This window comes from Acidobacteriota bacterium (assembly GCA_030697165.1).
GTDB lineage: Bacteria > Acidobacteriota > Vicinamibacteria > Vicinamibacterales > UBA2999 > 12-FULL-67-14b.
Genome location: JAUYQQ010000002.1, coordinates 185,235 through 199,910 on the forward strand (window position 1 = coordinate 185,235; position 14,676 = coordinate 199,910).

9 protein-coding genes are annotated in these 14,676 nt (G+C 66.4%); 4 read left to right on the plus strand and 5 right to left on the minus strand.

Annotated elements, in window-relative coordinates:
• The first annotated feature begins 4 nt into the window (after positions 1-4).
• From Q8T13_02250 to Q8T13_02265, 4 genes are all read left to right on the plus strand, one after another.
• Positions 5-3,205 carry a hypothetical protein gene (locus Q8T13_02250; GenBank protein MDP3716569.1) on the plus strand — a complete coding sequence of 1,067 codons (3,201 nt, stop codon included), beginning with the start codon at positions 5-7 and terminating at the stop codon, positions 3,203-3,205.
• A 76-nt stretch (positions 3,206-3,281) separates the two neighbouring features.
• Positions 3,282-3,701: a hypothetical protein gene (locus Q8T13_02255; protein MDP3716570.1), complete on the plus strand. Its 420-nt coding sequence runs from the start codon at positions 3,282-3,284 to the stop codon at positions 3,699-3,701.
• 362 nt (positions 3,702-4,063) lie between these two features.
• Positions 4,064-4,552, plus strand: a complete 489-nt coding sequence (locus Q8T13_02260; GenBank protein MDP3716571.1) for a DinB family protein — start codon at positions 4,064-4,066, stop codon at positions 4,550-4,552.
• Positions 4,553-4,647: 95 nt separating this feature from the next.
• Complete coding sequence (locus tag Q8T13_02265) at positions 4,648-5,835, plus strand: DUF3500 domain-containing protein (protein ID MDP3716572.1); 1,188 nt, start codon at positions 4,648-4,650, stop codon at positions 5,833-5,835.
• A 199-nt stretch (positions 5,836-6,034) separates the two neighbouring features.
• Here Q8T13_02265 and Q8T13_02270 read toward each other — a convergent pair whose 3' ends face one another.
• The 5 genes from Q8T13_02270 to Q8T13_02290 form a co-directional block, all read right to left on the minus strand.
• The gene (locus Q8T13_02270) at positions 6,035-8,743 is read right to left on the minus strand and encodes a protein kinase (protein ID MDP3716573.1); all 2,709 of its coding nucleotides are present in this window, start codon (positions 8,741-8,743) and stop codon (positions 6,035-6,037) included.
• 316 nt (positions 8,744-9,059) lie between these two features.
• Positions 9,060-11,117, minus strand: coding sequence for a M3 family metallopeptidase (locus tag Q8T13_02275; GenBank protein ID MDP3716574.1), 2,058 nt, complete (start codon positions 11,115-11,117; stop codon positions 9,060-9,062).
• A 10-nt stretch (positions 11,118-11,127) separates the two neighbouring features.
• Complete coding sequence (locus Q8T13_02280) at positions 11,128-12,969, minus strand: VWA domain-containing protein (protein MDP3716575.1); 1,842 nt, start codon at positions 12,967-12,969, stop codon at positions 11,128-11,130.
• Positions 12,970-13,029: 60 nt separating this feature from the next.
• Positions 13,030-14,007: a DUF1028 domain-containing protein gene (locus Q8T13_02285; GenBank protein ID MDP3716576.1), complete on the minus strand. Its 978-nt coding sequence runs from the start codon at positions 14,005-14,007 to the stop codon at positions 13,030-13,032.
• A gap of 17 nt (positions 14,008-14,024) precedes the next feature.
• Positions 14,025-14,552, minus strand: coding sequence for a hypothetical protein (locus tag Q8T13_02290; protein ID MDP3716577.1), 528 nt, complete (start codon positions 14,550-14,552; stop codon positions 14,025-14,027).
• Positions 14,553-14,676: the final 124 nt, after the last annotated feature.

Here is a 14,676-nt window from a genome sequence, read left to right on the forward strand (position 1 = left end):
TGATATGACACGGATTCGACTTGCTCTTGCCTTGTTCTCGTTGTGTTTCACCACCGTTGCGCTCGTCGCCCAGGCGCCGCCGCCGGTCACGCCGATCATGACCACCAACTCGACCGGCACCGGGCCGCTCGATCGGCTGTACTTCCGATCGATCGGGCCGGCCACGCCGTCGGGCCGCGTCGATGACCTGGCGGTGCTCGAAAGCGATCCGGCGACGTTTTACGTCGCGATGGCGACCTCGGGAATCTACAAGACGACCAACGCCGGCACGACGTTCACGCCGGTGTTCGACAACTACGGCAGCGGCTCGATCGGCGCCATCGCCATTTCGCAAACCGATCCGAACCTGGTGTGGGCCGGCACCGGCGAGGCCAACAACCGCCAGAGTTCGTCGTGGGGCGACGGCGTCTACAAGACCACCGACGGCGGCCGCACCTGGAAGAACATGGGCCTCGCCACCAGCAAGCAGGTGGCGCGCATCATCATCGACCCGATCGACTTCAACGTCGTCTATGTCGCCGCCACCGGCGACCTGTGGGGCCCTGGCGGCGATCGTGGCGTGTTCAAGACCGCCGACGGCGGCCAGACGTGGACCCGCGTGCTGCACGTGGACGACGATACCGGCGCCACCGACCTGGTGATCGATCCGCTGAACAACAAGACGCTCTACGCCGCCACCTATCAGCGGCGCCGCCAGCAGTGGGGCATGAACGGCGGCGGCCCGGGCAGCGGCATCTGGAAGTCCACCGACGCGGGCCTGACCTGGGCGCGCGTCGAAGGCGGCCTGCCGGCCGGTCCCAAGGGCCGCATCGGTCTGGCGATCTACCGCGCCAATCCGAACGTGCTCTACGCGGTGGCCGAAATCCCCGGCGAGAACGGCGTCTACCGGACCGACGATGCGGGCGGGAGCTGGCGCAAGCTGAGCGACGTCAACCCGCGGCCGATGTACTTCAGCCAGATCCGCATCGACCCGCAGACCGACTCGCGCATTTACGTCTTGGGTGTACAGCTCCACATCTCGGACGATGGCGGGCGGACCTTCCGAAATGACGGCGCGGCGCGCATCCACGTGGATCACCATGCCATGTGGATCAACCCGGCCAACCCGAAGCACATCGTGATCGGCAACGACGGGGGCGTCAGCATTTCGTACGACCGCTCGGCGACCTGGGGCTGGATGCCCAACCTGCTCGGCGCGCAGTCGTACCACGTCGAGTTCGACATGCAGACGCCGTATCACGTGTGCACCGGCCTGCAGGACAACAACACCTGGTGTGGGCCGAGCGCGGTGCGCACCAACAGCGGCATCCACAACGACAACTGGTACGTCATCAACGGCGGCGACGGCTTCCAGCCCTTGATGGACCCCACCGATGCACGCATCGTCTATGCCGAGTCGCAGGACGGCCGCATGAGCCGCGTGGACCGCCAGACCAACGAGCGGCAGGTGATTCGGCCCGAGCCGGCGGAACTGAAGCCGGGTGAGGCGCCGTACCGGTTCAACTGGGACACCGCGATGCAATTGTCGCCGTTTGACGCCTCGACCATCTACATCGGCGCCAACATGGTGCTGAAGTCCACCGATCGCGGGCGCTCGTACCAGCCGATCAGTCCCGACCTGACGACCAACACCGATCGCGAGACCCTGTCGATCATGGGTGTCGCGGGTCCCGATGTTCGCATTGCCAAGAACGACGGCGTCGGCTCGTTCGGCAACATCGTCACCCTCGAGGAATCGGCCGCGCGGCAGGGCGTGGTGTGGGTGGGCAGTGACGACGGTGTGGTGAGCGTCACGCAGGATGCCGGCAAGACCTGGACCAACGTCACGTCAAAGATCTCCGGCGTGCCGAAGTGGACCTACGTGTCCGACGTCGTGCCCTCGCGCTCGGCCCCGGCCACCGCGTACGTGTCGTTCGACGGCCACCGTGGTGGCGACTTCAACACCTATGTCTTCGCCACCACCGATTACGGCGCCACGTGGCGCTCGATTGTCAGCAACCTGCCGAAGGGCGAGGTCGTCCGCGGCCTGGCCGAGGATCGCAAGAACGCCGACATTCTGTATCTCGGCACCGAAACCGGCCTGTGGGTGTCACTCAACCGGGGCGGCCAGTGGACGCGCATCAAGGCCAACCTGCCGACGATGCCGATCTATGAAATCAAGCAGCATCCGCGCGACAACGACCTGATTCTGGGCAGCCACGCGCGTGGCATCTGGATTCTCGATGACGTCACGCCGATCCAGCAGTGGGCGAAGTCGGAAGGCGCCGACGCGTTCCTGTTCGACGCCGAGCCGGCGGCGATCATGAATCCCGCGAACGATCAGATGAAAGGCTTCGAAGGCGATCGACTGTTCCTCGGTCAGAACCCGGTGGCGGGCGCGACGCTGGCCTACCGGCTCAAGGGCGATGCGAAGGACGTCAAGTTCATCATCAAGGATGGCCGCGGCGACGTCGTGCGCGAACTGTCGGGCGAGGTCGTGCGAGATGCCAACAAGGCGGGCCTCAACATCCTGAAATGGGATCTGCGGGTGCAGCCGCTGGTGCCGGTGCCGCCGCCTCCTGGGGCTGGTGGGGCTGGTGGGGCGGGTGGGGGTGGTGGGGGATTCGGTGGCGGCGGCAACAACGGTCCGTACGTGCTGCCGGGCACCTACAAGGCGACGCTGAACGTGAACGGCCGCGACGCCCAGACGATCGACGTGGTGGTGAAGGGCGACCCCGAGATCCAGATCACCGACGCCGATCGCCGGATGTGGTTCGACACCGCGAGAGACCTGCACGATCAGCAGGCTAAGGCCAACGCCGCAGCCGAGATGGTGCAGACCGCGTTCGCGCAGGTTGGCGTGTTGCAGCAGCAAACGCGCGGCGCCACGCTGTCGCCGAACGTCAAGCAGCAGCTTGATGCGGTGGTGAAGGAGTTCGAAGCGGTTCGCCGGCGGCTGGGCCTCGGCCAGCAGGGCTTCGGTGGCGGGGGCGGCGGCAACACCGAGAACGTGCGCGGCCGCATCGGCCAGCTAAAGAACGCCGTGATGAACGCGACCGCGACGCCGACCAACACCCAACTGATGCAGATCCGCGAGGTGAAGGCGGCGCTGCCCGGAGTGATCGATCAGGCGAACGCGGTGGTGGCCAAGGTGCCAGGACTGGTGAAGGAGATGGTCGGTTCCGGGGCGTTGTTCCCGGCGATCAAGCCGGTGCCGAAGGGGTAGGCGCTAGCGCGTTGGGGCTCGGCGCTTCCACCTTCGCCAAGGCTACGGCGGACATGTCGCGGAGGGGTTGATTTTGATGCCGACGCGGATTTACTTGAGCGGCCAGTTTGAAGACGGGGCGAGGCTGTGCGAAGTCCGCCAGCAATTGCAAGAGGCCCGCTACTGCGTGACGTCGCGATGGCTCGATTCAGCCGCGGCCGGGCCGGCGACGGCGCAGGCGTCCGACCCGGGAGCCGAGACCCGGCTCAGCGGCATCGCGCGGCAGGATTTCGAGGACATCGACCGGTCCGACCTGGTAGTGGTCTTCAACCCTGCGGAGGCGTGTAGCATCGGCCGTGGCGGCCGGCACGTCGAGACCGGCTATGCGCTGGCCCGCGGCAAGCGGGTAATCGTGGTCGGAGCCCGGGGCAATGTATTCCACTGGCTGCCTGAGATCACGGTCGTGCCCGACTGGCCCGCACTGCTGTCGTTGCTTGCGGCGGTGGAGCGTGCGTGACCTCGTCATCCGCTTGCCGCCAGGCCCGCTCTCTCTTCGAGCGGTCATGTATGATTGCGACGCCTTGACTAGCCAACTACGTGGAGTGCTATCAATCGCCACACGCGTCATCGCGATTGGTTGCGCAATCGCCTCCGCGACACTTGCCGTCTACTGCGTAATGCTGGTCTATGCGGCCGCGACTTTCGGGCATGACAGTCTCCCTGGTCCTGCAGTGCTGGCCATGGTGGCGGTGGGCGTGGGGCTGGGAGCGGTGCTCTGCGGAGGTCTGTCGCGCGCGCTTTGGAAGGTGAGCCAGCGACCGGGGAATTCCGCACGGTCCGACGACAGGTTCCGGCCCTGAGCGGTGAATAGATCTAACAATGACAGACACGAACACCTCAGATCCCCTTCGACTGCAGCTCGCGCGCGTCCTCGACTGGGAAGAGGCGCACGTTGGGTTCGACAAGGCCATCGACGGCCTGCCGCCGGATCAGCGAGGGGCGTTGGCGCCCGGCATCGCGTACTCCGTCTGGCAGCTGGTTGAGCACATGCGCCTTGCGCAGGTCGACGTGCTCGACTTCTGCCTGAACCCGAACTACGTGCACGCGATGAAGTGGCCGGACGACTACTGGCCGCAGGCCGCGCCGGCCTATGCGCAGGCGTGGGACGACAGCGTGGCCGGCTTCAAGGCGGACCGCGAGCGGCTCAAGGACCTGGTGCGAGATGAGGCCGTCGATCTCCACGCGCTGGTCCCGAAGGGCACAGGACACCAGTCCTACCTGCGCGCCATCCTCTTGATGGCCGATCACAACGCGTATCATCTCGGCCAGATCGTCGCCGTGCGGCGTGCGTTGGGGCTGTGGGGATGATGGGTGCAGAATCGCCAAATGGCTCAGACAGGTGGAGGCGCTCATGACGCGCCGCGGTCACGCTTCGCAACGACCCGCAGTGTAGACTTGCCGTCATGAGAAGGCTGCTCACCCACACCCTCGTGATCGGCACGATGCTTGGCGCCTGGGCGTTTGCGGAGCAAACCAGTCCAGAGCAGCGCTCGCGCGCGCTCGAAGTCAAGGAACTGGCCGTGCCGTTCAAGGGCATCACCGCCAACGGGCAGGTCGAGCCGGGTCTGTTCAGCCTCAAGTCCACGGGCGTCTCTACCGAGCCGGTGCGCAAGGCGGCCGAGACCTTCCTGGCCTCGCTCACGGCGGAGCAGCGCCAGAAGTCGACCTTTGCGCACGATTCCGACGAGTGGCGCAGCTGGGCCAACCAGAGTTCCTATTGGGCGCGCGGCGTCAGCTTCGGTGAGATGAGCGACGCTCAACGCGAGGCGGCGCTCGGGATGATGCGGGCCAGCCTCAGCGCCCGCGGCCTGACATTGACCGAGAACATCAGGAAGCTGAACCACACGCTCGGTGAATTGCAGAACAACGACTTCACCGCGCACAACGAGGGCCGGTATCACCTGACCGTGATGGGCGCGCCGTCGGCGACCGAACCGTGGGGCTGGCAGTTCGACGGCCATCACGGCATCGTCAACTACTTCGTGCTGGGCGACCAGGTGGTGATGTCACCCCTGTTTGTCGGATCCGAGCCGGTGGTGGCGAAGAGCGGGAAATATGCGGGCACCGAGATCCTGATCGACGAAGCGCGCAAGGGCCTGGCGCTGGTGAACGCGCTCACCGAGGCGCAACGCAGCCAGGCGGTACTGAACGTCGCGAAGACCGGCAACAACATCCTGACGCAGGCGTGGCAGGACAACGTCGTGCTCGACTATGCCGGTGTGCGGGGGAGCGACTTGAACGGCTCACAACGGCAGGCGCTGCTGGATTTGATCGAGCAGTACGTGGGCAACATGCGCGAAGGCCATGCAGCGGTGCGGATGGCAGAGGTCAAAGCGCATCTCGATCGCACCTATTTTGCGTGGATCGGCAAGACCGACGCCGACGCCGTGTTCTACTACCGCGTGCACAGCCCCGTGCTGTTGATCGAGTTCGATCACCAGACGCCGGTGGGCCTGCGTCACTTGTATCCGCCGGGCGTGCCGTTTCGGGAGCACATTCATGCCGTGATGCGTACCCCGAACGGCAACGACTACGGCAAGGATCTATTGCGGCAGCATTACCAGCGGCATCCCCACGTCGCAGCGCAGTAAGAGGAACTCTGGAAGAATCTTCGCCCAAGCCAGCAGAAACAATTGGGTAGAGGTAGGAGTGGGGCCTCGGGAAGTGGGCCTGCCAACCGTAGCTCCGAATTGACTGGGAGGGGAGGTCCACCTACGCGGCTTCGCCGCTACGGTGGACAACCTCCGCCTGGATCATGGAGCGGAGGATCTTCGCGCAGCGCAGAGCGTTTCAGCTGCGCGTGGACAAGCGGGACAGCTCGTCGCCCCAGCCCTGGACGAGGATGAACTCGCGCGCGGTCTCTTTCTCCACGTCCTCGTCCCTGACCATCAGGAATCGCAGACCGTCAGGCGTGACGTCGTAGTTGGACGAGGTCAGGCCGGGGGGACCGCACGAGCTACTCATACCGTGCGAGTAGCTGCCCTTCCACAATAGCTCGGGCCGACCGTTGACGAAGTCCGGACCGGCCGCAAGCGGAACCACCATCATGCTGTCGCCATTGCGATAGAACAACTCGCGGCCGTCTCGTCTCCAGACCGGATCGGTACCACCTTCGGTCGAGACCTGGGTCGTGGGTCCTGGTCCGGGAAAGGCCCGAACGTACACTTGAGGCCGCCCGGTTTCGTTCGTGCAATAGGCGAGATAGCGGCCGTCCGGCGAGATCTTGGGCGACCCCTGCGCGTACCGGGAATCGTCGAGCGGCCGGGGCTTCTGATCGCCGTCGAGCGAGATCACCGCGATCTTCGGCGGCGCTGAGGTCTGCAGGTTCATCGTGAACACGATCGCACGGCCATCCGGCGAGTAAGACCCCGGACTTTGGGATATGTCTGTCGTGAGGACCTGCTTGGCGGGGGCGCTGCGGTCGGCGGGTACTTCGAATAAGCGGAAGCGCCCCATCGGCCCCGAACGATAGCCAATCCGAAGTCCATCCGGCGACCAGACGGGCCAGTGGCTGACGCCGTCGGCGGTGAGGTTCGAGAACACGCCACTGCGGAAGTCATAGACGTGCACATCGTGATCGGGTCCCTCGACCTCGATCGCCAACCGTGTCGCGTCAGGCGAGAGGCGCGGATGGAGAAAGGCTCGCGGCGGCAGCGAAAGTGGCTCGGGACGGCCGCTGCGATCAACCCAGTGCAGTGTACGGGACCCGCCGACCGCGCGGCCAGGGACGTAGACGAGGTCGCCCGTCAGTGAAATCTCGAAGTTCGCGACACCCGAGTTACGACTCATCAGCACGCCTTCCAGCACCATCACCGGCTGGCCGGTGACTTCCAGCCGGTTCAGATCGAAAGGGACCGCGAACAGACTGCCGTTGCGCGCGTAGACGACGTGGCCCGTGGGTGAATAACACGGGCTAGTACCGCCCTGGATCAGCACCCGTCTTTCGCCCGTCCGCAGCGAGACAACCACGATCTGGGCATCGTCGAATGATTCGCTGTCAACCGTTCCGACTGTGAGCAGCATGGCCGTGCCGCCAGGGAGCGCGTGCGGAAACTTGAAGAGGCGTTCACCGCGATCGAGATCGATCTTCACCACCGAGACGGGATCGCCGCCCGCGGCCGCGACGCGAACCAGTCCTCCCGGCACGGCCGGGACGAAATAGATCATGTCGTCGGCCGCCCAAGTCGCTCCTGCGAAATTTTCGGTGCGGCAAAGCGTCGTCGCTCCACCGCCGCTCAGCGCGACCTTCTGCAGTCGCCACGGGGCGTCGGTCGTGAAATAGCCCACCCAACGAGAGTCGTGCGAGAAGAACGGCACGCCGCGAGCACCTTCCACAAGCGGTCGCATTTCCAGGTCGCCTTTCGACCGGATGAAGATGTTGGCGGCGTTGCCTTGCGGCACCGGGTTGCAGGCCAAGTACGTCCCGTCCGGCGAGATGGCGACCCGCTTGTTGAAGCCGACCGTAATGACACTTGCGCCCGGCAACGGGATCGCGAAGCGTCCCAGCTTGCGCGGCGTGGCGTCGTTGCGATAGCGGCTGACGGCCAGCAGGCCCGTCGCCGCCGCGCCGGCCGCAGCACCGGCCACTGCGGCGATTGCGGTCCTCCGAGTGACGGCCGTGGGCTGCTCTTGAGGGACGTGGCCAGCAGGCGCGCCTCTTGCGTCGTCGAGTTCGATGCGGGCGTCGCCGATATCGCGCAAGCGGCGCTTGCTGTCCTTCTCGAGGCTACGGCGCAAGAGCACATGAATGTTGGCTGGCAAATCAGGCGGCAGGGCTTCCCAGTCCGGGTCCCGAGTCAGAATGCCGGCGATCGTGTCTGACAGCGTCTCACCGCCAAAGGGCCGCCGCCCGGACAGCATCTCGAAGAGCACGCATCCAAACGCCCAGATATCGGTACGCTTGTCGACCGGTCGCCCGCGCGCCTGTTCAGGGCTCATGTACGCGGCGGTTCCGAGCACCACGCCCGCCTCGGTGTTCGCGGTCGTGACCATTGACAAATCGGGCTCTGGGCCATCCGCAGACACGGCTTTGGCCAGCCCGAAGTCGAGAAGCTTCACGGTGCCGTCAGGAGTGATCTTGACGTTGGCGGGCTTCAGGTCACGGTGGATGACGCCCTTCTCATGCGCCGCCTCGAGACCGTCGGCGATCTGCCTTGCGACTCCGATTGCCTCAGAAAGCGGCAGCGAGCTGTTCGCCAGGCGCTCCGCAAGTGTGGATCCTTCGACGAGCTCCAGGATGAGCGCGGGCACTCCGTTCGTCTCTTCGAGGCCATGAATGTGCGCGATGTTCGGATCATTCAGCGACGCAAGAACCTGGGCCTCGCGGCGGAGCCGCGCCAGCCGCTCAATGTCACCTGCGAGATGCTGTGGCAGGACCTTGATGGCGACGTCGCGATTGAGCCTCTCATCGCGCGCGCGGTAGACCTCGCCCATGCCACCGTGGCCGAGAAGCGACACAACTTCATAGGGTCCGAGCCTGGTTCCGCGTTGAAGGGTCATGCCGTTCCCTCAGCGAGCCGCGTGTGACGAACGAGCCTGCACTGGCGTAAGCGTTCCGTTGGCGAAGTCTACACTGGAACCACAGCCATTACTGTGCCGACCCGCCCCCCCGGGCCCATGCCCTCGGCAAGCTTCGAGGACCATCGCGACCGATGGTCAGTCTTCTCCAGGACATTCTTGAAAACCGCCAGTCGCCCAAGGCTAAGGAGGTGGTGGACCAGACCGGGATCGAACCGATGACATCAACGCCGTGAATTCGCGTCCCCAGGAGCGAGCAGAGCGAGCGACCCCACCAGCGGCGGAGCCGCGAGCCCTCCTAAGGCGCCGGCGTCTCCTGGTTCAGCCAGGCCGCCCACGCATCGAAGCTGTAGGGGCGACCCAGGAAGTCACGCACCAGTTCGGCGGCCGGCTTGGCGCCGCCCTGCGCCAGCACCTTGTTGCGGAACCGGCGGGCCGGTCCTGGCGCGAGTAGGTCGCGCTTGTCGAAACCGCTGAACAGGTCTTTCGCAATCACCAGCGACCACATGTAGGTGTAGTACGACGCGGTGTAGTTGGGGTTCGACAGCTGCGTAAAAGTCCCCGGAAAATGACTACCCTCCGGGTACGTCGTCGGCAGGTACTTCGTCATCAAATCCTTGTAGATCACCATCGCATCGGCGTCTTTCGGATCGCGATTGTGCAGCGACAGGCTGAGGCCGGCAAACACCATCTGCTGGCGCGTGTCGTAGCCGCGGCCGAGCTCGTTGGCCCGGCGCATCTGGTGGACCAGCGCCGCAGGAATCGGTTCGTTGGTCTGGTAATGCGTCGCGAAGGTCGCGAGCGTCGCGGGATCCGAGACCCACTCTTCCATCATCTGCGAGGGCGCCTCGATGAAGTCGCGCTCGGCCACGCGGGTGAGGCCGATCCACTGCTGCTGCTGTCCCGACGACAGGGCATGCACCAGGTGGCCGAACTCGTGAAAGAACGTCGTGACCTGGTCGAAGGTCATGAGGCCGGGATCGCCCGGGGTGCCGCCGGGGAAGCGGGTAATCAGCACCACCTCTGGCAACTGACGGCCGCGGATGCCGGCGCGCGCGGTGGCCGCGGTGGCGCCGCCGCCGGCCTTGCCGGCACGCGGGTGCATGTCGAGATAGATGCGGCCGACCAGCCGCCCTGCCTCGAACACTTCGTAGGGTTCGACCGATGGATGCCACACCGGCAGCGACGGCGCCGGCCTGAACTCGAGGCCGAACAGCCGGCCGCTGACCGCGAACACACCGGCCCGCACCCGTTCGTAGGAGAAATAGGGACGCATGGACTGCGAGTTGAAGTCGTAGCTCGATTGCCGCACTAGCTCCGTGTAGTAGCGGCGCTGCCACGCCTCGACGGTGGTCGCGCCCGGCTGGTCCTGCCGCTTGCGGTCGAGGATCAACTGGTAGTCGGCGTTGGCCTTCGCCGCCGACGCGGCGACAATGCGATCGATGAACGCAGCCGCGTTCTGCGGCGTGGCCGCCATGCGGTTCGACAGGTCGAAGGTCGCCCAGTCCTTGAAGCCGAGCGTGCCGGCCAGCTCCGCCCTGGTTTCGATGGTCCGTTGCAGCACCGCCAGGTTGGCCGGATAGGCGACGTCGTTCGACTCGAGCAGCATGCGGCGGCGCAGGTCGTCGCTCTTCGCATACAGCATCACCGGCTGCAGGTCCGACGCGTTCGTCGTCAGGACTATGGAGCCGTCGGGCCTGGGCTTGCGGGCGGCGATGTAGTCGGGCGGCAGGCCGGCCAGCTCGCCGGCGTTGGCCACCGTCAGCGTCCGCGCCCCGTCGCGGACGTTGCGATCAAACTCCTGGCGCAGCCGCACCAGCTGGTCGCGCAGCTCGTTGACCTTGGCGCGCGTCGCGGCATCCTTGTCGACGCCCTCGCGGCGGTAGTCGTCGAGTTCGAGCTTGAGGTACCGCTTCATGTCGGCGGGCGCGCCGGCGGTGCGGATGCCGGCCAAGGCCCCGTAGGCGGCCGGGTTCAGCGCCAGCTCAGTTTCGAAACTCTCCGCGGACTGGCCGAGTGTCTCGGCGGCGGTGCGCATGGCGGCATCGGGATGGAGCTGGCGAACCACCGACGACAGGTCCCTGGCGGCGTTGATGTGGACGATGATGTTGTCGTACGTCCGCAGCGTCTGTTCTGCCGGGCGCCGGCCTGGCGCCGACGTCAGCTGGGCGAGCAACCCGCGCCCGGCCGCCAGGTGTTCATTGACCAGCGTCGTGAGGGCCGCCGGATCGGTGACCCCGGCAAAGAACGGCGCCGTGCTGCCGGTAGCGGCCGGCGGCGCCTGCGCCACCAGATGGCCGGCCGAGGTCAACCCGGCCAGGGCGATAACGATCAACGAACCAAGTGTCAGGCGCATGCGAGAGTGCTCACTCAAAATGCAGTTCCGTGCGGCATCCGGGAACGGGTTGTTCGTTCGACAGCAGGATCAGCTCGACATCGCCGGAGAACGTCGAGGCCGGAATGCCGGATTCGACGCGCCACAGCCCGTTGACGATCGATTGCGGCCGCCCCAGCGGCAACTCGGCTTCGGGCGCGCCGGGACGCCGCACTACCAGCGCCAGTGAGCCGGCCGACAGCGCGCGTGCCGACAGCACCATGGCGGCCATCACTGGTCGGTCGCTGCGGAAAAACCGCGTCACGTTCGGCCGCGGCCTGCCGCCCTCGTTCTGCAACAGCATGAATCCGCCACAGACCGGAGTATCGGTATTGGGCACGAGCATCGAGACATTGGCCAGCGCCACGCCGGTTCCACGACCGTCAATCTCGGCCTGCAGCCGCAGCTGGTAGCGGCCGGGCGCGAGTTTCTGCCGCACCATGCCTCGCGCGGCGCCGTCCGCGACGCGCACGGTGCCGGAGACGCGGCCCGATTGCACGCCGCGGCCGTCGACCGCCACCAGCGTGTACTTCACCGTGTCGTTGCCCGGCAGGTTGCCGCCCACCTCGAACGGCACGGCCAGCGACGCCCCACCTGCAGGGTCGGGGAACACGACCGGCGCCATCGAGATCGGCAGGCCGGCATCCGGCAGCGGCGCGGCAATCGGCGCCCGGTTGACGACCGCCGCCACGGCCGTGGCCGCTGACGGCGAATAGGCCCGGCGGTGCAGCAGCGTCGTTCCCGGCGCTCGCGTCTTGACCTCGATCTGCCGCGCGCGAGTCGGCGAGCCCGTGTCCGATGGCTCGTAGCCGACCAGGTAATAGAACCGGTTCTCGCGGGAGATGCGACCAAGCGCGCCCTGGAGCTCGTTGGTGCTGACCACGGCCCGACCGCCGGTCGCCGCAGCGAGATCGCGCAGCGAGTCGATGCCGGCATCGCCGGTAATCGGCACCGGGGTGGCGCCGATGGGCGGATCCTGTGACCCTTGCAGTCCGCGGGGATCGATGGTGTAGATCGCCACGTTGCCCTCGCGCGCCGCGGCCAGCAGGCGGCGCATGGTGTCGAAGCTGCGCGAGGTGCTGTTGGCCGCGAACGTTTCGAGGTCGAACGCCACGCCCTGGCTGAACAGCAGCACGGCCTTGCGTCGCGCCGGAATCGGCGAGAGGTACTCGACCACGCGCTGCACCATCACGAGGCTCTGCTCGGCCTGGATGCGCGCGGCCGGCGACTGGTCGAACAGCCCCAGCGCGCTGAAGTCCGGCATCTGCAGCTCGCCGCCGGCGCCAAGCACGGGCAAGGTCTCGCCAGTGACGCCGGTCACGGCGCTCAGGTCGTTGGCATCGCGGAGCCCCTGGGTCCGCGCAATCAGCGGTCGCACCAGCTCGCGATCGGTCGTGAGCAGCAACGGCGAGTTCATGCCGGTGCGCATCACCCCGACGTAGTCGCCACTGCGCACCTGCTCGTCGATAAACCCATTCGCCGTCTTGTGCATCAAGGCGGAGTGCCGGGTGTCGATGTTCATGTCATCGAGCACCAGCGCGAACACGGCGCCGGGCTCGGCGCGATTGCTGAACACCCCGGGTGGATCGACGACTTCGGCGGCGATGGTCTCCAGATCCACGATCTGGAACTGCTTGATCTCCTGCGGCTTGCCGTCTTCGAACACCAGGAAGTCTTCGCGCTTCAGGTCGTGATTCAGGTTGCCGTCGGCCCGGGTGGCCACCACGTCCACCATCACCAGGGCGGTGCCGGCCCGGAACTGCCGCGTGGCAACCGGCTCGGTCGCCGCCAGGGCGAGGAGGGCGGCGGCGGTCAGTCCGGCAGGAATTCGCATAGCCGCATTGTAGACAGTTCCCCGGCTCCGGGGCAGTACCGTCTTGCAACTGGCCCCAGGCTATTGCGGGCCTGAGGCCGCCACGAACGCCTTGTCTTCGAGGACCCTGGCAAACGCGGGGGTCCGGGACGACTGGCCGTCCCAGAGCGTCTTGAACTGCGCCGGCAGCGTCAGTTGCTTCGCTCGGGCGAAGGCGGCCGTGGCGCGGTCGCGGTTGCCGGCCAGGTACGCGATGAAGCCGGCTCGCACGTGGGCCGCGCCGTCGTTCGGCGAGTAGCCGGCCACCTTTTCGGCCGACGCCAGCGCCTTCGCAAAGTCGCTCGCAGTGAGGGCGCGATTGACGGCGCCGCCGTGGTTGATGGTCATCTGGATGTTCATGAGCCGCCGCAGTTCGCTCATCGGATCCTGGTGATCGTCCACGTTCACGAAGACATAGCGGTCGTTGTTGGTGTTGCGGCCACCAGCCTTGCGCACGACCAGGATCGATGCCGACTGCCGGCCCCGGCTGTCGCCACCCGCCTCGTCGCCGGCCTTTAGCGCTGCGTAGAGCTTCTCGGCCAGTTCATCGTTGGTCTGGTCGAACGCGCGGCCCATGGCCTCGACGACGTGTCGTCCGACCAGGATGTTGCCTTGCGCGGACCAGGTCTTGCCGGTGACGTGGCCGCGCCACGCGTTGGCGGCATCGCCGGTGAACACCGCAACGTTGCCCTTGGCGTCGACGATGGCGATTTGCCGGCCGTCCTTGCCGGGAAACGTGTCCTCCTGGAACAGGCGGTCCATCACCTGCTGCGCGGTCAACCCCTGCCGCAGCAACTCCAGCGCGCGTGGGCCATAGCCCACGTTCACGCCGGCCTGCGTGGCGACCGCGCCCACGCCCGCGTCGGCCCACGGCACGACCGCGCCCACCGCAAAGTAGCGCGAGGCCACCGCAATGCCCAGGTCGCCGGTCACCGGATCGATCGCGACAATCGAGAACGTCGCGCTGGCCGGCAGTGCCGGCACGAGCAGGAGCGTGAGGACGAGGATAAGTATTTTCATGACGTCAGTCGTGGCTACTACTCATGGCGGTGGCTGTTGGGCATGCCCATGCGGGCGACGGTATCGCGCTCGAAATCGAACTCGATCAGCACCACCGGTTCGGTGCCGACGACCCAGCCGTCGTGCCCGGGATCGATCGCCACCACCTGCGGCGCCTTGAACTCGACCACGCAGCCGTCCGCATACTCGATGTGAATCTCGCCGTGCGCCAGGTAACCGACGTGGGCGTGCATGCACAGGTCGGTGCCGACAGCCGGCTGCATGTCCACCGACCACTTGAAGCCCGGCGGATAGATCATCCGCTTCACGCGCGCGGCGCCCGCGCGGACCACTTCGAGCTGGACGCGGCCCAGGTAGCGGCGCTCGGCGCCGAGAATTGGCGCGTACAGTTCGTCGGGGGCCCCGGCCGGCTTGCGCTTGGCCGCGGTCTTCGCCTTCTTTCTGGCCGCAGTTCCCTTCGCGGGCGCCTTCTTGGCCGGCCGTTTCTTGGTGGCCTTCTTCGCGGTGGTCTTCGGTGACTTTGCCTTGGTCTTTTTCTTTGCCATTTGGGTGTCTCACGGTCTGAGCCGTTGCCGCATTGTATACGCCACGCCCGACGAAGGCGCGGAGCGCCGAGCCCGACAAGTGGCCGGAGGCCACGAGCCCCCACCGCGCGCAACGCGGCCTTCT